The following is a 19,374-nucleotide window of genomic DNA, read 5'->3' as shown; positions in this document are numbered from 1 at the left end:
ATGAATGAATTATTACCTAGACTTCCGTTTGCAGATTGGATTGATAGTGGCGTTGATTGGCTCGTTTCTACATTCGGTTCTGTGTTGGATGGAATTGCTAATGTACTAGGAGGAGTTGTTGAAGGAGCGGTAACAGTTCTGGATATGGTTCCATCGATTTTACTAGCGATCATCTTTGCTTTAATCGCTTATTTTATTTCTACTCGAAAAATAGCCTTATTTACATTAATCGGTCTTTTGTTCATCGATTACTTAGGCTATTGGTATCCAATGCTTCAAATGTTGGCCCTCGTATTAACCTCGGTATTTCTTGCTGTAGTAATCGGTATTCCAATTGGTATTTGGGGTTCGCAAAAAGCAGGTGTCCGTAAGGTGGTCAATCCACTACTAGACTTAATGCAAACGATGCCTGCATTCGTTTACTTAATACCGGCGATTTTCTTCTTTAATATTGGAGTTGTTCCAGGAGTAGTAGCTTCGGTCATTTTTGCGATGCCTCCAACGATTCGTTTAACTATGTTAGGAATTGAACAGGTTCCAAAGGATTTAATAGAAGCGACAGAAGCATTTGGTTCTACGGCTGGACAACGACTAATGAAAATACAAATTCCACTTGCTAAACCAACGATCATGGCCGGCGTCAATCAAAGCATCATGCTTGCCCTATCGATGGTTGTTATTGCATCCATGGTTGGTGCACCAGGACTTGGGGAAGAAGTTTATCGATCTGTAACACAATTGAAAACCGGTGTAGGGGTGGAAACTGGAGTTTCTATCGTTATTGTTGCCATTATTTTAGATCGTATTACGCAACAAGCAGGTATTAGAAAGAAAAAAATAGGGGGAAAATTATCATGAATTTAGCTAAAAAAATTACAGGTTTAGGAGCAATCGCTCTACTATCTATCGGACTTGCTGCATGTGGTTCAGATGAGGGTAATAGTTCCACTTCAGAAGCTGGTTCAGTTGGAAAGTCAGTCAATTATAAAATTACTGGTATTGACCCAGGTGCCGGAATTATGGAAGCAACAGAACGTGCTATTTCAGATTATGAATTAGAAAAATGGGATTTAGTTTCAGGTTCTGGTGCAGCCATGACTGCTGCTTTGAAAAAGGCGTATGATGCAGAAAAACCAATTATTATTACTGGTTGGACGCCTCATTGGAAGTTCGCAAAATATGATTTGAAATATCTTGAAGATCCAAAAGGCTCATATGGTGCGGAAGAAGAAATCCATACAATCGGCCGAACTGGACTGCAAGAAGACTTACCTGAGGCTCACCAAATCCTATCGAATTTCAGTTGGTCTGAAGAGGATATGGGTGAAATTATGATTGCCATTCAAGAAGGTGAAAAACCAGAAGTTGCTGCACAAGCCTGGATTGATGCAAATGCAGAAAAAGTTGCTGAATGGACAAATGGTGTTGAAAAAGTAGACGGCGATGAAATTAAGCTTGCATATGTAGCATGGGATAGTGAAATTGCCAGCACAAATGTGATGAAAATAGTCTTAGAAGACATGGGCTATAAAGTAACAACAGTACAAGTAGAAGCAGGTCCTATGTGGACTGCAGTTGCCGATGGTAGTGCAGATGCATCACTTGCGGGATGGTTACCTTTAACTCACGCAACTTATGCAGAGAAGTTCGATGGAAAGTTTGAAGATCTTGGTGCTAGTATGACGGGTGTAAAAATAGGTTTAGTTGTCCCATCTTATATGGACATTACATCTATTGAAGACTTACAAGAATAAAAGTATATATGAAAAGGCTCATCATTCGTAATAGGTGATGAGCTTTTTTGAATTAAAGACAGTATAGGGAAACTGCGAGGTAAGATACTAAGATGTCCGCCATGATTTCCGCTCCAGGCGGACGCTTTCCGTGGGGCGAGCGGTGAGCCTCCTCCTCCGCTAACGCTACGTGCGGGGTCTCACCTGTCTCGCTAATCCCACAGGAGTCGTCGCCTTGCACTCCAATCAATAGAACCTACTAATAATAACTAAAAAGTAAGTCTTATTCAATTAATCATAGGTTTTCCCTATAGAAAAAACAATATAGTACTAGATCTAGTGCATTATGACTTAGTAATTAGCAAACTCTACTGGATTGTAGCGAAAGGGTGGCGACTCCAGCGGGAACAGCACGAGCTGAAAGCCCCGCAGGAGCGTGAGCGACGAGGAGATTGAAGCCGTGCCCGCGGAAAGCGTCCACCCTGTAGCGAAAATCAAGGCGGATACCTAATAAAGCCTTACCGCGCAGTTTCCCTATAATGTACGTTATTCTATTCACAGCTTCTACTTGCTAGATCGAACCAGAGACAGGCACATTGGTCTTTTTCTTACTTTAGACTCGGTAATAATTTATTCAATATAATTGCAACGATGGCAGCAGTTGCAACGGGTGAGTTAAATAAATATTGTAATGTAGTAGGTAAAGCGTATAAGAAATCATCAGGAATGAATGTTAAAGCTAATGTCAAAATCATTGGCACAGCGATGACATACATTTCTTTTTCACCGATATGCTCATTTTTCATCACTTTCATTCCACTAATAGCAATGACGCCGCATATGATGACGAAAACGCCACCGATTACGGCAGATGGAATGGACGATATTAGGGCAGATAATTTACTTGAAAAACCAAATAATACAAACCAGACACCAGCTACAACAAAAACAATTCGGCTAGCAACACCGGTAATGGAAATGATTCCAGCATTCGTTGAATAACCAGTTACAGGAGTCGTACCCAATAACGAAGCTACTAGACAGCCAATCCCCTCACCGATAACTCCACGATTAATGTTTTGAACGGTTAATGGTTTGTCTATTACATTACTTACCGCAAACCACGTGCCAGTTGTTTCTGCCATTAACACAACGTAAATAATAATCATTGTAATAATCGCTGATGGGTTAAAAGAAAAACTAAAATCGATAAAAGGAATTTGGGGAAGACTAAACCATTTTGCTTCTGCAACAGCAGATAAATCCAATACTCCCATAAAACTAGCTGCTATACACCCGACGATTAGCGAGATTATAACCGATGCAATACGGAAAATGCGACCATTATTTTGAAACAAAGAACCTAACATCACACATAGAATAAGCATAGTACCTGAGATAAGTGCTAAATACACATTTTGGGTAACAGTAGCACCAACCGCATTATAAATATTATCATTTAAGGCAACAGGCATTAAGGACAGGCCGACTACAAAAATGATGGTACCCCCAACAATTGGAGGTACAAAAGATCTAATCAATTTATGAAAGATGCCAGTAAATCCTAAAATAATTACTAGAACAGCGGCAATAAAGCTAGCACCTAAAACCGTACTCCATCCATTTATTCCACCACCACTAGCAGCGTATATACCTACGATAGCCCCGATCGGTATAAAAGAAGGCCCTTGAGCAACAGGTAGTTTCATACAGAAATAGGTTTGTACAATGGTTGCAATCCCAGCAGCTATAAAGGTAGATTGTATTAAAGCTGTTGATTGACCAGCTTGTAGGGAAATCAGCATGGCGATAATAAAGGGAACTACATATACGTCCATAGCTAATACATGTTGTAAACCGAGTAAAATAGACTGCCCACGTGAGACTTTTTCGTCGGGTCCAACCGTTAAGTGTGGATGGTTCCTTTTTTCTTCCGTTTGTTTGTTTATTGGTACTAGCATTTCTAGTGAACACTCCTAAACATTCGTATTTGTTTAATATATTTGATATTATAGAGTAATATAAAACAAATATCCAAACCAAACACGAACTATATTTATATTTTTTAAAATAAAGTTTGTGTTTTATGGCGTTGTGAAACGTTCGGAATTAAATTTTATTATTACAATCATGATTTCAATGGAATTTTAGTTCAACTATTGATTCGTTTGAAATTGGGTCATAATTTGTAAATGAAATTACATACAATTCGATTGCAAGTTGTATTTCATTGGAATACCATGAAAAGAAGGAAAAAGTCGTTTGAAGTTTTAAGGGGGAATACGAAAATGGATGCAATAGAAGTACTAACGAATTTAGATCAACTAAAAGTGTGTTTTCAACCAATTTTTAGTGCGGATGAGCATATAGTTATTGCATATGAAATCTCTGGTAAACTTATTGTTGACGATAAAGAGGTGAATTTGAATTCATTTGCCTTTGATGAGGATATTCCGGAAGAGTACCGTGTGGAAGTGACACATAAAATTTGGGATCTTGCTCTTTCTCGATTAGAAGAGGAAGCGAAAGATTTTGATATTTATTTGCCGTGTAACGCCAATTTACTTGTGCTCGACTATGGAGAAAGTTATTTTGATATCATTAAAAAATATATTCCAGAAGATGAACTAGAACGCATAGTGGTCGTCGTATCGGAGCACGACTTTAAAGGTGCATTTAAAGAACTGAATAATGTACTTCGATATTTTCGAACATACGGGATAAAAATAGCTATAAACCAGGTTGGTTCAGAAAGTCATCTAGATTATATTAATATGCTATCTCCTAATATCCTGAAGTTGAATATAGCAAAGTTGAGCTATGAGTCGTGGGGTGTAGAAAATGACTTGTTCACCTCCCTTAGTACAATGGCGCGTAGGATTGGTGCAAATATGTTATTTGAAGGCATTGATAGTGTCCACCAGCTTCAATTTGCTTGGAAAAACGGCGGTCGCTATTATCAAGGGAAGTACTTAGCAGATGTACTTACAGCAACGATTCCACGTAATCAGTTGAAAGAAAGCTTTAAAGAAAAATGTAAGCAATTCATCTCTGCAGAAAAAAGGCTTCTTGAAGAAAACTACAAGGAGTTAAAAAGTTTACAGAGTATATTAGAAAAATCTATACACCTGATAAAGCCGACGAGTGATGACACGAATCAGCTTCTTGCACTTGCCGAAGCGTTAGATAATTATTCCTTCCGCCTTTATATTTGCGATGAAGAAGGTTTTCAAACATCCCCTAATATTATGCGTGTTAATGACAAGTGGCATATACAAAAAGAAGCGATCAATAAAAATTGGAGTTGGCGTCCATACTTTTTGAAGACGATTATTACAATGCGCAATAATCAAAGCGGAGTTTTTTCTGATGTGTATAGTGACATCGACACTGGGGAAATGACGCGTACTTTTTCATTGCCTATTAATGTAAATGGTTATTTATTTATCGATATTTCCTATGAATACTTATTTAAACATAATATTTTTAGGTAAAATAATATATGTTTTGAGTTCTACACTACTATTTGGAATTCTTGATGCGGAGGGATGCGACTTTGTCATATCCTTTCGCATTTTTTAATGATTGTAGTAGTCGTTCGTCTTTTTAAAAGCATGGATAAGAGAGCTTCAATAGAGATGTTAAAAGAATATATCTTCATACTTATAAAAAATTTCAAATGCTGAAAGAGATATGAATGAAGAAGTTCTTGTCGAAAGTTGAATAACCTTAGTAACTCTGTTTATGATCAATCGTCATAGATGGAGTTTTTTTCGTTAAAGTAATTACGAAATGAAAGAGTCTCTTAGTGCAATTAATCTATTCGGTCTATTTTATTGTAATTATATAGAAAAAAGCATACTTTATTTCCTCTTCATTTTCTGTGCATTTTAATGTAATTATCGACAAAATACTAGTTCTTAAGTTCCATAAATTACATTGACAAAGCTGTCGCTCCTGAAGTAGTATTCAGAATATATTAAAAATTACAAATGTTAGTTTGAGAGGGGAATCCTAGTGGAGCCTATTCTAGAGATAGAGGCCGTGTCTTTACAATTCGGTGGAGTAAAAGCATTAGATGACGTTACCTATCATATAAAAAAGGGAGAGATCTTCTCGCTTATTGGCCCTAACGGGGCAGGGAAAACAAGTATGCTCAATTGTATAAGTGGTTTATATCAACCAACTAGTGGTTCCATCCGTTATAAAGGACAGGAAATAGTGAACATGAAGCCTTATCATCGGACAACACTTGGAATTGCACGGGCTTTTCAAAATATAGCATTGTTTGCTCATATGTCGGTATTAGACAATTTAAAGCTAGGTAGACATACATTGATGAACTCGGGTGCAATCAGCGGAGGATTGTATGTTGGCAAAGCAGCCAAGGAAGAAATTGAACATCGAAGAAAAGTAGAAGAAGTCATTGAGTTTCTAGAACTACAAGATATACGACATACACCTGTTGGAACACTCCCTTACGGATTACAAAAAAGAGTGGAAGTAGGCAGAGCGCTAGCACTCGGTCCGGAGTTAATACTATTAGATGAACCAATGGCCGGGATGAACAATGCAGAAAAAGATTTGATGGCGCGTTTCATACTAGATATGCATGAGGTGATGGATATAACGGTTGTATTGATCGAACACGATTTAGGAATCGTCATGAATTTATCTGATCATATTGCAGTTTTAGATTTTGGAAAACGTATCGGATTTGGTACTCCGGAAGAAATACAGAAAAATCCGGATGTCATTCGAGCTTATATTGGGGAAGAAACCGTTATTTAGAAAGGTGGAACAAAAATGGGGTCAAAAAAAACATTACCTAATCTTTTAGCGGAACGTGGATTTAAACATGAACTAGAAGTTGCACTCAGGCAAAAACACCTGGGAATATGGAACGAAATTACTTGGGGTGACTATTTAAAAAAAGTAGAACAATTAGCTATTTCGCTTGCTAAAAGGTTAGCTTTCAAAAGCGGTGAAAAACTTGCAATCATAGGGGAGAATCGACCACAGTGGCTCTATTCACAAATGGCAGCCCAAAGTTTGGGAGGGATATCGGTTGGGATTTATCAGGAGTCCCTTCCGGAGCAGATTGTCTATTACTTAAATGATTGTCAGGCACGTATCGTTGTAGTGGAAGATCAGGAGCAAGTGGATAAATTACTTGAAATCGAAGAGGAGATTCCGCTTGTTGAATATATTATTTACTACAACAAACAGGGGATGCGCCATTACAGACATTCAAAGCTAATAGATTTGGAGGATTTATTAGATCGCGGAATCAATTTAATTGAGGATAATCCACACTTTTTTCAAGATAAACTAGCGCAGATACTTGGAGATGATTATGCAATGATTGCATATAGTGCTGCGACAACTGGCAAACCTAAAGGGGTGTTACTTACACATAATAGTTTAATAGAGGCTGCTAAAAATCTTACGCTGGTTGAGCAGTTGCTGATGATCGTCAAGCTGCATTGTCCATGGGGATGAGTGTGAAATACGTTTATGCTGCAACTTGGACAATTGCAGCTGTTGTGGCTGCAGTTGGTGGGGTGCTTCTTGGTAATATAAATGGTCTGAGTCCTACCATGTCTGCAATTGGCTTAACGGTTTTACCAGTCGTTATTTTAGGTGGTTTGGATAGTGTTCTAGGAGCAATTATTGGGGGATTTATCATTGGGATTGTTCAAAACTTAGCTGGAGGTTATTTGGATCCTCTTGTAGGAGGGGGTCTGAAGGATGTAGTTCCTTTTATCATAGTGCTCCTTATATTGATGTTAAAACCACATGGATTATTTGGTAGTCGAAGAATCGAGAGGGTGTGATGGAGTGCGTAATTTATTTGTAAGGGAAAGTGGGAATTATAAAACTTCCTATAGCGACGATATGAAGTTGTTTGGAACTACTGGAGCTAAAGTCAAAGCCCTACTTATTGTACTTATCGTACTCGCACTGCCTTTGTTGGTGTCCAACTATTGGATAGGACTGTTCACATTATGTGCAATTGCGTCTGTCGGGGCGATCGGGCTTAATATATTGACTGGTTTAACAGGACAAATATCGATTGGGGTAGGAGCCTTTCTAGGGGTGGGAGGTTATACTTCGGCAATATTGACGTCCACTTATGGTTTAAGTTTTTGGATAGCGTTGCCAATAGCGGGAATTGTAACGGCCCTAATAGGCGGTCTATTTGGCATCCCGTCATTGCGTTTGAAAGGCTTGTACTTAGCGATTGCTACCCTAGCTGCTCAAGTCATTATTCTTTTTGTTATTAGCAGATGGGATAGTGTAACAGGAGGAACGGCAGGAATGGTCCTGAACCGACCGACAATTGGGGAATTTTCTTTATCCAGTAATACAGGTTATTACTATTTATGTGCAATTATTCTTCTATTAACTATATTGTATGCTACAAATTTGATAAGAACACGAACTGGTAGAGCTTTTCTAGCGGTCCGAGATCGTGATATTGCAGCACAAATAATGGGGATAAATCTCTTCCAGTATAAAGTAATGGCATTTGCGATCAGTTCCTTTTTTGTCGGAATTGCAGGTGCGTTATTAGCGCATTATACGATGATTGTTAGCCCAGAGCTTTATAGTTTTCATGTATCAATCGAATATTTGGCTATGATTTTAATCGGGGGCTTAGGCAGTATATTTGGTTCCATATTGGGAGCTATCTTTATCACGCTTTTGCCGGTAAGTTTAAGCTCTATTATCGACGTTTTAGCTGCCTTTGCACCAGATTTGTACCAGCTACTCTCCGCTTTTAAAGACTTTGTATTTGGTGCGGTAATTATTTTGTTTTTAATATTTGAACCAGGTGGATTAGCTCATATTTGGCTCAATATGAAAAAGTACTTTAGATTATGGCCATTTTCCTATTAATAATAAAAGGGTTTTAACTTCATTCAGCAAATAATAACTGCTGAATAAAGTTAAAGCCTCCGGCGGATGCCACAGATTTTTAGAGGAATTTCTCGAGCAAGTTCGAGAAAATCTGGGCGCAAATACGCCGAGGCGAATTTGATAAAAAAGGGGGATATTCGTGAAAATGAGAAAAAGTAAGTTTACGAGTTTGATAATGGGGATAATATTCGTCTTATTGCTTGGTGCATGTTCGGATGAAAAGGTAGCGGTAAACGGAGAAGTAAAAGAAGGGGGCAGAACGGTTAAAATTGGTGGGCTTTATGATATTACTGGAGGAACTGGTGATGTAGGGACTCCTTATGCAGAAGGAGAACAAGCATATTTCAAGTATTTAAAAAGCAAAGGTGGAGTAGATGGCTTAACTATTGAGTTAACAGGGAAAGACTATGCGTATGAAATTCCACAAGCACAAAAGATTTATCAGGAACTTCGTGATAAGGAAGAGGTTTCCGCTGTACTTGGTTGGGGGACTGGTGACACGGAAGCTTTACGTCAACAAGTGGCTAGTGATAAACTTCCATTCTTTTCTGCTTCCTATTCGGAAAACTTAAAGAGTCTTGAGGAAAGTCCGTATAATTTCTTGGCTGCTGCATCTTACTCAGACCAAGGGCGCTCTGTTTTGAAATGGATCAAGGATAATCATAAAGGTTCAGATCCAACAGTCGCACTTTTATATAATGATACTGCATTTGGACGTTCACCGATTGAAGATATTAAAGCATATGGTGAAGAAATAGGTGTAAAAATCGTAGATGAACAAATCGTCGATGTACAAGCTACAGAAGCGCAATCTCAATTGCTGAATATGCAAAAGAAAAATCCTGATTATGCAATTATTCAAGAAACATGGGGGGCAACAGCGACTATTTTAAGAGATGCTAATACGCTTGGAATCGAGACACAATTTATCGGTTTGAACTGGGCATCTGGTGAAGGGGTAATTGACATTGTTGGTGCTGACGTTGCAGAAGGCTATATAGGAATTCTTTCTCATGCAATGCCGTCAGAGGATCTTCCAGGAATGGCTGAAATAAAAGAGTATTTAGATGCAGAAGGAAAGACGTTGGAAGATATAAACCAAAAATTCATTCAAGGGTGGACAACTGCAAAAATCCTAGTAGCGGGAATTCAAGAAGCAGCTAAAAAACATCCGGAAGGAGATTTAACTGGGGAAGAAATTCGTTCAGGACTGGAATCTTTAAAGGATTTAGATCTTGGTGGTTTAGGAGCTCCTGTTAGTTTTAGTGCAGATAGCCATACAGGTACTGAACAGACACGCCTTGGTATTGTGAAAGGTGGTAAATGGGAGCCGTTAACAGATTATTTCAGCCACAACGATTAATAAATGCTTACAAATAACTGAATTTGTGGAGAGGAGAATAAGATGCTCCATGTAAATAATGTCGAAGCGGTCTATTCGAAAATCATATTAGCATTGAAAGGCATGACGCTTCATGTACCAGAGGGAAAGATTGTTGCATTGTTAGGTAGCAATGGAGCAGGCAAGTCGACAACCTTAAAGTCAATTTCTGGTTTATTGTCTGGCGAGGGGGGACAAATCACCGCTGGTACAATCGAGTTTCAAGGGAAAAGTCTGAACAATATGACACCTGATGTAATTGTAAAGAATGGCATATTTCTTTGTATGGAAGGGAGACATGTATTTAGAGATTTAACAGTCGAAGAAAATTTATTGGCGGGGGCCTATTCACGGAAAGATCGGACTAATATTAAAGCAGATATGGAAAAGATATTTGTCTATTTTCCTAAACTAAAGGCTTTACGCTCAAGAAAAGCAGGTTACTTATCCGGTGGAGAGCAACAAATGCTTGCTATTGGCAGGGGGATTATGGCAACACCAAAACTATTACTGCTGGATGAACCGTCCTTGGGGATTGCACCGCTACTGGTGAAAGAGATTTTTCAAATCATTAAACGGATCAATGAGGAAGAGGGAACTTCCATGTTAGTTGTGGAGCAGAATGCTAATGTTGCCCTTTCCATTGCCGATTATGGATATATTATGGAAAACGGTAGAGTCGTCATGCAAGGAAAGGCGGACTATCTATTATCCAATGAAGAGGTTCGTGAACATTATTTAGGGATAGGAAAGGAGGAAAAAAACTATAAAGAGAATAAAGTATATAGACGACGTCAACGGGTAGTATGGTAATTGCATTGTGTCAATGAGTTGACCAGATTAATAGAATAGAACCTCCTTATCGTCCTCTATTTAATATCGATAAGGAGGTTTTTTAGTAAGTGTAATAAATCTTGTCATATAATTGAAATCTCCTTCTCATCATTTTGCAATAGTATTGACATCTTCAAATGTTAAACTAAGTGTCGTTAGTGAAAAGGAGGAAATTCATTTTATGAAAAAACAAATTGTTGCACTAACCGCAATCGCAGCACTATCAGTAGGAGCAGCGGGACAAGCATCCGCATCAAGTGTTCATACGGTAGAAAAAGGAGAAACACTTTGGTCTATTTCAAAAGAGAGAGATGTAACTGTACAAGACTTACAAGTATGGAATGGACTCGAATCAACTGTAATTTTTCCAGCTCAAGAGTTAAAAATTGAAGATAAACCTGAAACGCATGTCGTTGTTTTGGGAGATTCTCTTTTCAATATTGCCAAACAACATAATATCTCGGTGGATGAGTTAATGGATCGTAATCAATTAACTAGCGACTTAATCCATCCTGGAGATGAATTAATAATTGAAGGTACGAAAAAGATTGTACCGAAAGTAAGTGCTGCTTCTTTACCAAGTGCAGATGTATCTAATGAGACAGCTAAAACTGCAGAACCTGCTGTGGCTAAAGAAACAGCTCCAGTGGAAAAGGCAGTGAAAGAGCTGACGGTTACATCTACAGCTTATACAGCAAGTTGTGCAGGCTGCTCAGGTGTAACAGCTACAGGGATTGACCTACTTGCAAATCCTAACCAGAAAGTTATTTCTGTAGATCCTTCCGTTATTCCACTAGGTTCAAAAGTGTGGGTAGAAGGCTATGGGGAAGCAATTGCTGGAGATACTGGTGGGGCGATTAAAGGAAATAAAATAGATATTTTCATCCCATCAAAAGAAGAAGCGGTCAATTGGGGCAAGAAAACCGTTAAAGTAAAAATTTTAGATTAAGATAGTTAGAAAAGATGGGGCCTAGCACTCGTCTTTTTTTTGTGCTTGAAATGATGATCAAATCTATGTTTTCTGGAAAACTTTTTCTCCACAATATAAAGTATGTTACTTTATAGGGAAACTGTGCGGTAAAGAGACATGGCAAAGGTAATTTCCCCTCCAGGCGGACGAGTAACCGCAGGAGCATTTGTTTTCGGAGCTCCGAGGAGATTGAAGCCGTGCCCGCTGAAAGCGTCCACCCTATAGCGGAAATCCAAGCGGACACTTCTTCAACTCACTACCGCGCAGTTTCCTTAGAATGCGAGATATCCTTTATTACTCACACTGATCTTGTTTGGAAAAGTGCTCTCTTCCGCTCATTGAAGAATTGAGATACAAACTATATAATAACTGGATAGGCTATAACACTATACATACTAATGATATCGAAGGCGTGAAGTGAGTTATGGGTGTTCCGATGAAAAAATCGAGAGTGACGTTATTGACACAAATGACTTTACTTATAATAGTTGTTGTTTTAATCAGCACATTGTTAGTTAGCATACTCTTCTCTACGATGCTCGATGATATTGTAGAAAACAATATGGGAAAACAAGCGATGACTGTCGCACAACTAACTGCACAACATCCTACGATTATTGAAGCATTTGAAGACGAAGATCCATCTAAACGCATTCAATTGATTTCTGAAACAATACGAAAAACAACTGGAGCAGATTATGTAACTGTTGCGAATGATCAGGGGATACGTTATTCGCATCCTAATCCAGAAAATATAGGGAAGCCAACAGCTACAAGTAATGAGGCACCGCTTCGCGAGCAAAAGTCCATTATTTACCGTGGTAACGGGATATCCGGACCAGCCATAAAAGCAAAAACTCCAATTTGGAACGATAAAGGAGAAGTGATCGGAGTCTCCTCCGTCGGATTTTTAGTGAATAGCATAGAACAACAAGTACTCAATTATAAAAAACATGTGATTCAACTAGCTATTATTCCACTTCTAATAGGAATAGGCGGTGCAATATTAATAGCGAGAAGGCTTAAAAAACTGACGTATGGATTAGAACCAGCGGAAATCTCCTTTCTTTTTACAGAAAAAGAAGCAACACTTGAATCTATTCGCGAAGCAACAATTACTGTGAACATCGATAAGAAAATTACATCAATGAATAGGCGTGCACGCGAATTATTTCATGATCAGCAGCTTATTGTTGGTTCGATTATTGCAGACAATCAGCTAGAGAACTATATAAATGAAGCAATCAATACAAAAGAAAGTTTTACAAACAGGAAGCTGTTGCTTAATCAACAACTCTATGTGCTCGATGCTTCCCCAATATTAAGTAAGCAAGATTTGATGGGGATTGTTTTAACAATACGAACAGTATCAGAAATTGAACAATTGACGGAAGAATTTTCGAAGATAAAAACTTTCTCTGAAAACATGAGAGCCCAAAACCATGAGTTTCTCAACAAATTAAATACCATCTATGGGTTGCTTACGTTGAAAGAATATGATCGTGCGATTAGTATCGTATCTTCGGAAGTGAGTGAACGACAAAATATTGTTTCTTTCCTTATGGAGTCTGTAAAAGATCCATTAATCGCGGCTTGCTTGCTTGGCAAAATAAATCGTTCAAAAGAATTACAAGTCACTTTAGAAATCGATCCTGATAGTCGATTAGATAGCGTCCTAGATAATGCAGAATCGAATCATTTCGTCCCAATTATCGGTAATATTATAGAGAATGCAATGGAAGCAACAAGAAAAAAGAACGAGCATAAAGGATTAGTCAAAGTATCTTTTACCGATTTGGGCAAAGAAATCATATTTGATATTGAAGATAATGGTCCGGGTATTCCTACAATGATGGAAGATATTATTTTTCAAGAAGGATATACAACTAAAGATGGAGAAAACCATGGTCTCGGTTTGGCTATTGTGAAAAATTCCATTGGATTATTGAACGGTCAGATTTACATCGATACAAGTGAATTAGGTGGTGCAAGATTTACAATTGTTATTCCACAAAACAGTAGGATAAAGTGAAAGTGAAACTTCAATCAGTGGGAGTTTTCCGACGCACAGGACGTGCTAATGGGGACGTTGCGACATGGACGTCCCGCTTTTAGTCCCCGTCATCCAATCGGGCTATTACGGGCAGTTGATCTCCCACTTATCTTTATCGCTTTTCTTAAATTTTGAAGTGGAGTCTTACTGCCGTTAATGCGGGATAAAAAAGGAGGGGTAAAAGGAAAAATGCCTAAAGAGACGATAAATGTCATTATTGTAGAAGATGATGAAGATGCGGTAAATATTTATAAACAGTTTACCAATCAACTTGATCATTTTAATGTTATTGCTACGGCAAGTTCTGGAAGCCAAACGCTACAGTTATTAAAAGCAATACAGCCTCAGCTTCTCTTGCTGGATGTTTTTTTGCCTGATATGAATGGAATTGAATTACTTAGAGAAATTCGGAAACAGTATCTTGGTATAGATGTCATTATGATTACCGCGGCGAATGATACTAAAACCGTTAGCGAAGCAATACGCGGTGGTGCATTTGGTTATCTCATAAAGCCTATCATCATCGATAAGTTTATTGCCGCACTAAAGCAATATGACGAAGTGCGGGAGCAATTACATCAAAACTCACTAGTTAATCAGGAAAACATAGACGATTTATTCCGGTCGAACAATAAAATAAAGTCGATGCCTAGCACTAGTCAAGTAACTTATCCAAAAGGAATTGATAAACACACGTTAAAACTGGTTAGAAGTAAGATTATGCATATTAATGAGAGCTTAAGCGCAGACGAATTTAGTCGATTAGTTGGAATAAGTTATTCAACTATGCGTCGGTATTTGGAGTATTTAGTTTCACTAGAGGAAATGGAAGTAGAAGTTTTATACGGAAGTGTTGGAAGACCCGAAAGAAAATACAAACTGTTAACCAAATAAAATCCCTATTGATGAATTGTGACATACACTTCTCAATAGGGATTTTTTAATGTGAAGAACATTGGTGAAAAATATGAAAATAATTATAACAATAAAAAAAATAACCATTATTGTTTTTTTGTATTTTAAATTTTTTATAGCTGATAAGATTAAAAAAATAAGAAAAAGGTGAAGAAAGCGCTATCATTTAATTTATTCGTTGGAAATCTTAAGTGAAGGCGAGCACGTTTTCAAAGTAATGAGGGGGTTAATAAATGTTATCACTATTAGGTTTTTCTATGGTCGCCGTATTTATGTATTTAATCATGTCGAAGCGACTGTCGGCATTAGTTGCCATTATGATTGTGCCTATAATTTTCGGAATTATCGGTGGATTCTTGACGGACTTAGGACCGATGATGGCAGCTGGCGTAGAAAAAGTGGCTATGACGGCTATTATGATTTTATTTGCTATTTTATATTTTGGAATAATGATCGATACCGGTCTATTTGATCCTTTAATCGCTAAAATATTGCAGTTAGTAAAAGGTGATCCCCTAAAGATTGTTATAGGAACTGCTGTACTTTCTATGATGGTAGCTTTAGATGGAGATGGGACAACTACTTATATCATCACAGTATCTTCCTTGTTACCTCTTTATAAGCGACTCGGTATGAATCGTTTAGTTTTAGCGACTGTAGCAATGTTATCTATGGGAGTTATGAATATGACGCCATGGGGTGGAGCATCCGCAATGGCTATGGCTTCATTAGGGCTAGATTCATCAGAATTGTTCATCCCGATGATTCCAGTAATGGGAATCGGACTTGTTTGGGTTATTGTAGCGGCTTTTATGTTAGGAAAAATGGAACGAAAAAGAGTTGGAGTTATTGAACTGGAACCAGTCCAAAAATCCGGGGGTAGTCAGTTTGATACAAACCCAGAGCTAGCTGCAACAGCTGAAGTAGCTCATTATAAACGACCAAAACTTGTTTGGTTCAACCTAGGATTAACGATTTTATTGATGGTTTGTCTAATCCTTGACTTCATGTCCCTTGCTATCTTGTTTATGATTGCCTTTGGTATTGCATTACTTGTAAACTATCCAGATATAAAACTACAACAAGAACGTATTGCGGTACATTCTAAAAATGCATTAGCAGTTGTATCTATTGTTATCGCAGCAGGTATTTTCACGGGGATTATGAGTGGTACAGAAATGATTGATGCGATGGCAAATACATTAGTTGCGATTATTCCTGATGCACTAGGACCATATTTGACAGTAATCGTGGCATTTCTAAGTGCTCCATTTACTTTCTTTATGTCGAATAATGCATTCTATTTTGGTGTATTGCCGATTATCTCGCAAGCTGCGGAAGCATACGGTGTTAGTGCAGTAGAAATAGGACGTGCATCGTTACTAGGTCAACCAGTTCACGTACTAAGTCCTTTAGTTGCAGCAGCACATTTATTGATTGGCTTAGTTGAAACGGAATTTGGTGATTTGCAGCGATTTGCATTGAAATGGGCTTTTGGAACGGTTGTGGTAATGACAATTGCGGCATTAGTGATAGGTGTTATTACAATTGGATAATACAAAAGACGATGAATCTAGGATTCGTCGTCTTTTTAGATTGATCTTAATAGAATGGCGGAGGTCGTTTTTGCGAGACTCATTACAGTATCAAGTCTCGTGCTATTTAATGATTTTATAGGGGAATCAGGGTCTAAATAATTTACAATTCCTTTTAAATGATAGTTACCCACAGCCGGTAGCATATTATTGATCGCATATCCTGGAGTGAGTGGTCCGTCCTTTAATATAATAGAACCAATTTGGTGACCATCTCCTAAACAGGCATCCACGCCGAAAATAACAGGGTTTTTGAATTGGAGATGAATTTCTTCTAGTACAGTTTTCAAATTTAGTGCATGTACCGGTTCTGCAATTGTTCCAAAAACATGGAAGGGGAAGTTTTGTTCTTTTAACATAGTTCCAACAAATGGCCCGTATGAATCTCCGGTCGAACGATCAGATCCAATGCATAGAAAGACAATATCGCTTTTGGATGCTTTACATAATGTGCGTAGCAGAGAGGACATCTCATTCATATCTTCTTCCGTAGATGATTCTGCGGAATAAGTGAAATACAACGTACTATTATGCATAGTCACTGTTTTTCTTTTCTTAAAAGGAAACACCTCGTCACGCTCCCCTCAGTTGAAAGTCCACTTTAGAATATTCTTCCGATGTAACTGTTTATATTAATTGTAGTATAAGTCCGAATTGTTCGAAACTCAAGCGGAGTTTCTTTGCTTCAATCAAGGGGTATTATGTTTCTGAAATCGCGTGCATAGAATAAATAGGATGAACAGTATGAAAGGGGCGATGGTATGTATTTTTCAAACGTTCAATATCCTCCACTGCGAGTTATAACAGTGACGGGAAATGGAAAAGTAGATGCACAACCGAACTATGTACAACTCCAGCTAGAGGTGAGTACAGAGGGGGAAGATTTAAGTAGAGTCCAACAAGAAAACGCGAACTTGATGAACCAGGTCATTCAGTCTATTTTAGCATTAGGGATACCTAGAGAGAATATCCAAACTTCTACTTATAACATAGTTCCGAATTATGACTTTGTAGATGGAAGGCAAGTGTTTCGCGGGTATGAAGTAAGAAATGCGATTACCGTAAAAGTAACAGACACAGCTCAAGTTGGTACTGTTATCGATACTGCCGTACAAAATGGTGCAAATCGCGTTTCATCTGTTCAGTTTAGAATTGATGATACGTCCCCTTATTACCAGCAAGCACTTCGACTAGCACTCCAAGATGCACAAACAAAAGCAAAAACGATAGCCGAAACGATGCAATTACCTTTACATCCACATCCAATAGAAATTGTAGAAGAAAGTCAAAATCAACCTGTTGCATTTAAATCAGTCGCCATGGCCGAACAAAATTTTACGACTCCAATTGAAGAGGGCCAAATCACGATTAGCGCAGCAGTAAGGGTTAAGTTTCAATACTGATGTTAATCCCTCTTTGAGCACGGTCAGAGAGGGATTTCCTCTTTAAGGAAACCACTCCTCCCTAAAGAACTCTGTGAAAATGTTAATCTTTTTATTTGCAAAAGGATAATGATAACATCCATAAAATTATAACAATCGTTGGCTTACTTTATCTATTTAGGAAGCCAACGATATTTTCTTTTATACAATTTGTAAGAAAAACAGAAAAACTTCTAACTATTGCACTTCAATAACATTTAATGAGTTACTTGTGTTTATGAATTTCGCTAGAAGTGCAGTTATTTCATAATAAATTTTTCTTCTTTTTCTTCTAAATGACTTATAAAATTTTCGCCGAATATAATACACAGCTCTGCAACAAGAGCGCATCTTTCTGCAAACAAATCGAATCGTATATGTTCATGTCTGGCATGAGGGCCATCCCCTGGAATGCCAAGTCCATCTATAGTAGGGATACCTAAAGCAGAGGTGAAGTTACCATCGCTTACTCCTCCTACGCTAGTTTCTGTAATTTCAATGTTAAGTTTTTTCCCTGCATTCTGGGCGAGCTTAAACAATTGTTGATTTGCTTCCGTTCTCTCAAGTGGTGGACGGTTTAACTCTCCTGCAATAGTTAGTTTAGCAAGTGGGTTTTTAGGAGTTAGTTGCTCAATGGTTTGCATAATTCGATCTGCTTCATCTAAAGAAGCGATGCGAAAGTCAACTTCAATAGAAGCGTGTTCGGGTACCACATTAGAAGTTGTTCCTCCACTAATAGTGCCAACACTTACAGTTGTCCCCTTTGTATAATCTGTCAGCTCTTGAAGTTGTTGCACTAGGTAAGCAATCTCGAGGATAGCATTCACACCATCCTCATGGTGGTTTCCAGCGTGAGCACTTATACCTTGTACATGCAAATGATACATTCCTACTCCTTTTCTAGCTGTTTTCAATGCATTTGTTTTACCCTCAGCTGGCTCCATTACAAAAACGGCATCACATGTTTTTGCTATTTCTTCGATTAACTCTCTAGAGGTTAAACTTCCAGTTTCTTCATCTGACGTAAAAAGAAATACTGGTGATATGGGCAATCTATCTAGTGTATTTTCTAATGAATTTATTGCCCAGATTGATGATATTAATCCTGCTTTCATATCAAAAACCCCAGGACCGTAAAACACATCTTCCTCGAAACGAAGAGGTATTTCTCCTTTTTTCCAAACAGTATCAAAGTGGCAAAGAAATAATATACGAGGTTTAGTGTCTTCCTTTTTTTCGAATTGAAGGTGATTTCCTGTCTCCTTGTTCTTATGTTCTGTACAGATGTAATTATCTCCAAGACGATTATGGATAATGTCCTTTATTAAATTTCCTGTTAAATCCACAAGGCTTTTTTCAGAACTTGGAGACTCCGATTGTACGAGACTTATAAGATCTTCTCTAATGTTCTCTAGATTTTGTGATATAAATTTATAACTGTCTGTCATTGTCCAATGCATCTCCTTTTCTCCGTTTTTATAGTAATAAGAATAACCTTTTATACTTCAATAAATCAATATATTTATAACATTTTAAATTTTATAAAAA

Annotated in this window: 17 protein-coding genes; 14 read left to right on the top strand and 3 right to left on the bottom strand. The window is 37.9% G+C overall.

Going from position 1 to position 19,374, the window contains the following annotated elements:
* Together OR571_RS08995 and OR571_RS08990 are read left to right on the top strand one after the other, a co-directional pair.
* On the top strand, nt 1–858 hold the full coding sequence (locus OR571_RS08995; protein WP_282242478.1) for an ABC transporter permease: 858 nt from the start codon (nt 1–3) through the stop codon (nt 856–858).
* Entirely contained in the window at nt 855–1,754 is a 900-nt protein-coding gene (locus OR571_RS08990) for a glycine betaine ABC transporter substrate-binding protein (protein ID WP_282242477.1), read from the top strand. Before OR571_RS08995 ends, OR571_RS08990 begins: the two co-directional genes overlap by 4 nt.
* A 587-nt stretch (nt 1,755–2,341) precedes the next feature.
* Here OR571_RS08990 and OR571_RS08985 read toward each other — a convergent pair.
* Nucleotides 2,342–3,694, bottom strand: coding sequence for a uracil-xanthine permease family protein (locus OR571_RS08985; protein WP_282242476.1), 1,353 nt, complete (start codon nt 3,692–3,694; stop codon nt 2,342–2,344).
* Between the two features lie 327 nt (nt 3,695–4,021).
* Between OR571_RS08985 and OR571_RS08980 the strand changes: the two genes are divergently transcribed.
* From OR571_RS08980 to OR571_RS08930, 11 genes are all read left to right on the top strand, one after another.
* Nucleotides 4,022–5,227, top strand: a complete 1,206-nt coding sequence (locus tag OR571_RS08980) for an EAL domain-containing protein (protein ID WP_282242475.1) — start codon at nt 4,022–4,024, stop codon at nt 5,225–5,227.
* Between the two features lie 523 nt (nt 5,228–5,750).
* Nucleotides 5,751–6,524, top strand: a complete 774-nt coding sequence (locus OR571_RS08975) for an ABC transporter ATP-binding protein (protein ID WP_142539102.1) — start codon at nt 5,751–5,753, stop codon at nt 6,522–6,524.
* Between the two features lie 15 nt (nt 6,525–6,539).
* Nucleotides 6,540–7,235, top strand: a complete 696-nt coding sequence (locus tag OR571_RS08970) for an AMP-binding protein (protein WP_282242474.1) — start codon at nt 6,540–6,542, stop codon at nt 7,233–7,235.
* Between the two features lie 2 nt (nt 7,236–7,237).
* A complete protein-coding gene (locus OR571_RS08965) occupies nt 7,238–7,570 on the top strand; it encodes an ABC transporter permease subunit (RefSeq protein WP_282242473.1) in 333 nt (110 codons plus the stop codon).
* Nucleotides 7,571–7,574: 4 nt separating this feature from the next.
* Complete coding sequence (locus OR571_RS08960; protein WP_282242472.1) at nt 7,575–8,636, top strand: branched-chain amino acid ABC transporter permease; 1,062 nt, start codon at nt 7,575–7,577, stop codon at nt 8,634–8,636.
* A 160-nt stretch (nt 8,637–8,796) separates the two neighbouring features.
* Nucleotides 8,797–10,020, top strand: a complete 1,224-nt coding sequence (locus tag OR571_RS08955; RefSeq protein ID WP_481900376.1) for an ABC transporter substrate-binding protein — start codon at nt 8,797–8,799, stop codon at nt 10,018–10,020.
* 42 nt (nt 10,021–10,062) lie between these two features.
* Nucleotides 10,063–10,851 carry an ABC transporter ATP-binding protein gene (locus tag OR571_RS08950; RefSeq protein ID WP_282242471.1) on the top strand — a complete coding sequence of 263 codons (789 nt, stop codon included), beginning with the start codon at nt 10,063–10,065 and terminating at the stop codon, nt 10,849–10,851.
* A gap of 202 nt (nt 10,852–11,053) precedes the next feature.
* A complete protein-coding gene (locus OR571_RS08945) occupies nt 11,054–11,821 on the top strand; it encodes a LysM peptidoglycan-binding and 3D domain-containing protein (protein WP_282242470.1) in 768 nt (255 codons plus the stop codon).
* A 457-nt stretch (nt 11,822–12,278) separates the two neighbouring features.
* Nucleotides 12,279–13,874, top strand: coding sequence for an ATP-binding protein (locus tag OR571_RS08940; protein ID WP_282242469.1), 1,596 nt, complete (start codon nt 12,279–12,281; stop codon nt 13,872–13,874).
* A 210-nt stretch (nt 13,875–14,084) separates the two neighbouring features.
* Nucleotides 14,085–14,789, top strand: a complete 705-nt coding sequence (locus OR571_RS08935; RefSeq protein WP_282242468.1) for a response regulator — start codon at nt 14,085–14,087, stop codon at nt 14,787–14,789.
* A gap of 254 nt (nt 14,790–15,043) precedes the next feature.
* Nucleotides 15,044–16,366 (top strand): CitMHS family transporter, encoded by a 1,323-nt coding sequence (locus OR571_RS08930; protein ID WP_282242467.1) that lies wholly within the window; start codon nt 15,044–15,046, stop codon nt 16,364–16,366.
* A gap of 35 nt (nt 16,367–16,401) precedes the next feature.
* Here the strand turns inward: OR571_RS08930 and yyaC are convergent, their stop codons facing one another.
* Nucleotides 16,402–16,941, bottom strand: coding sequence for a spore protease YyaC (gene yyaC, locus OR571_RS08925; protein WP_282242466.1), 540 nt, complete (start codon nt 16,939–16,941; stop codon nt 16,402–16,404).
* Nucleotides 16,942–17,166: 225 nt separating this feature from the next.
* Here yyaC and OR571_RS08920 point away from each other — a divergent pair, with 225 nt between their 5' ends.
* Nucleotides 17,167–17,808, top strand: coding sequence for an SIMPL domain-containing protein (locus OR571_RS08920; protein WP_282242465.1), 642 nt, complete (start codon nt 17,167–17,169; stop codon nt 17,806–17,808).
* 278 nt (nt 17,809–18,086) lie between these two features.
* On the opposite strand, the gene OR571_RS08915 is transcribed toward OR571_RS08920, so the two are convergent.
* Nucleotides 18,087–19,274, bottom strand: a complete 1,188-nt coding sequence (locus OR571_RS08915) for a M20 family metallopeptidase (protein WP_282242464.1) — start codon at nt 19,272–19,274, stop codon at nt 18,087–18,089.
* Nucleotides 19,275–19,374: the final 100 nt, after the last annotated feature.

It is taken from the genome of Psychrobacillus sp. NEAU-3TGS, from assembly GCF_029955155.1.
Taxonomy (GTDB): Bacteria; Bacillota; Bacilli; order Bacillales_A; family Planococcaceae; genus Psychrobacillus.
This window is presented reverse-complemented; position numbering and strand designations above follow the sequence as displayed.

What these genes read in the sequence shown, in the direction of transcription:
- OR571_RS08995 (WP_282242478.1), top strand. Translation starts at nt 1, where the DNA reads ATGAATGAATTATTACCTAGACTTCCGTTTGCAGATTGGATTGATAGT.
- OR571_RS08990 (WP_282242477.1), top strand. Translation starts at nt 855, where the DNA reads ATGAATTTAGCTAAAAAAATTACAGGTTTAGGAGCAATCGCTCTACTA.
- OR571_RS08985 (WP_282242476.1), bottom strand. Translation starts at nt 3,694, where the DNA reads ATGCTAGTACCAATAAACAAACAAACGGAAGAAAAAAGGAACCATCCA.
- OR571_RS08980 (WP_282242475.1), top strand. Translation starts at nt 4,022, where the DNA reads ATGGATGCAATAGAAGTACTAACGAATTTAGATCAACTAAAAGTGTGT.
- OR571_RS08970 (WP_282242474.1), top strand. Translation starts at nt 6,540, where the DNA reads ATGGGGTCAAAAAAAACATTACCTAATCTTTTAGCGGAACGTGGATTT.
- OR571_RS08950 (WP_282242471.1), top strand. Translation starts at nt 10,063, where the DNA reads ATGCTCCATGTAAATAATGTCGAAGCGGTCTATTCGAAAATCATATTA.
- OR571_RS08945 (WP_282242470.1), top strand. Translation starts at nt 11,054, where the DNA reads ATGAAAAAACAAATTGTTGCACTAACCGCAATCGCAGCACTATCAGTA.
- OR571_RS08940 (WP_282242469.1), top strand. Translation starts at nt 12,279, where the DNA reads ATGAAAAAATCGAGAGTGACGTTATTGACACAAATGACTTTACTTATA.
- OR571_RS08935 (WP_282242468.1), top strand. Translation starts at nt 14,085, where the DNA reads ATGCCTAAAGAGACGATAAATGTCATTATTGTAGAAGATGATGAAGAT.
- OR571_RS08930 (WP_282242467.1), top strand. Translation starts at nt 15,044, where the DNA reads ATGTTATCACTATTAGGTTTTTCTATGGTCGCCGTATTTATGTATTTA.
- yyaC (WP_282242466.1), bottom strand. Translation starts at nt 16,941, where the DNA reads ATGCATAATAGTACGTTGTATTTCACTTATTCCGCAGAATCATCTACG.
- OR571_RS08920 (WP_282242465.1), top strand. Translation starts at nt 17,167, where the DNA reads ATGTATTTTTCAAACGTTCAATATCCTCCACTGCGAGTTATAACAGTG.
- OR571_RS08915 (WP_282242464.1), bottom strand. Translation starts at nt 19,274, where the DNA reads ATGACAGACAGTTATAAATTTATATCACAAAATCTAGAGAACATTAGA.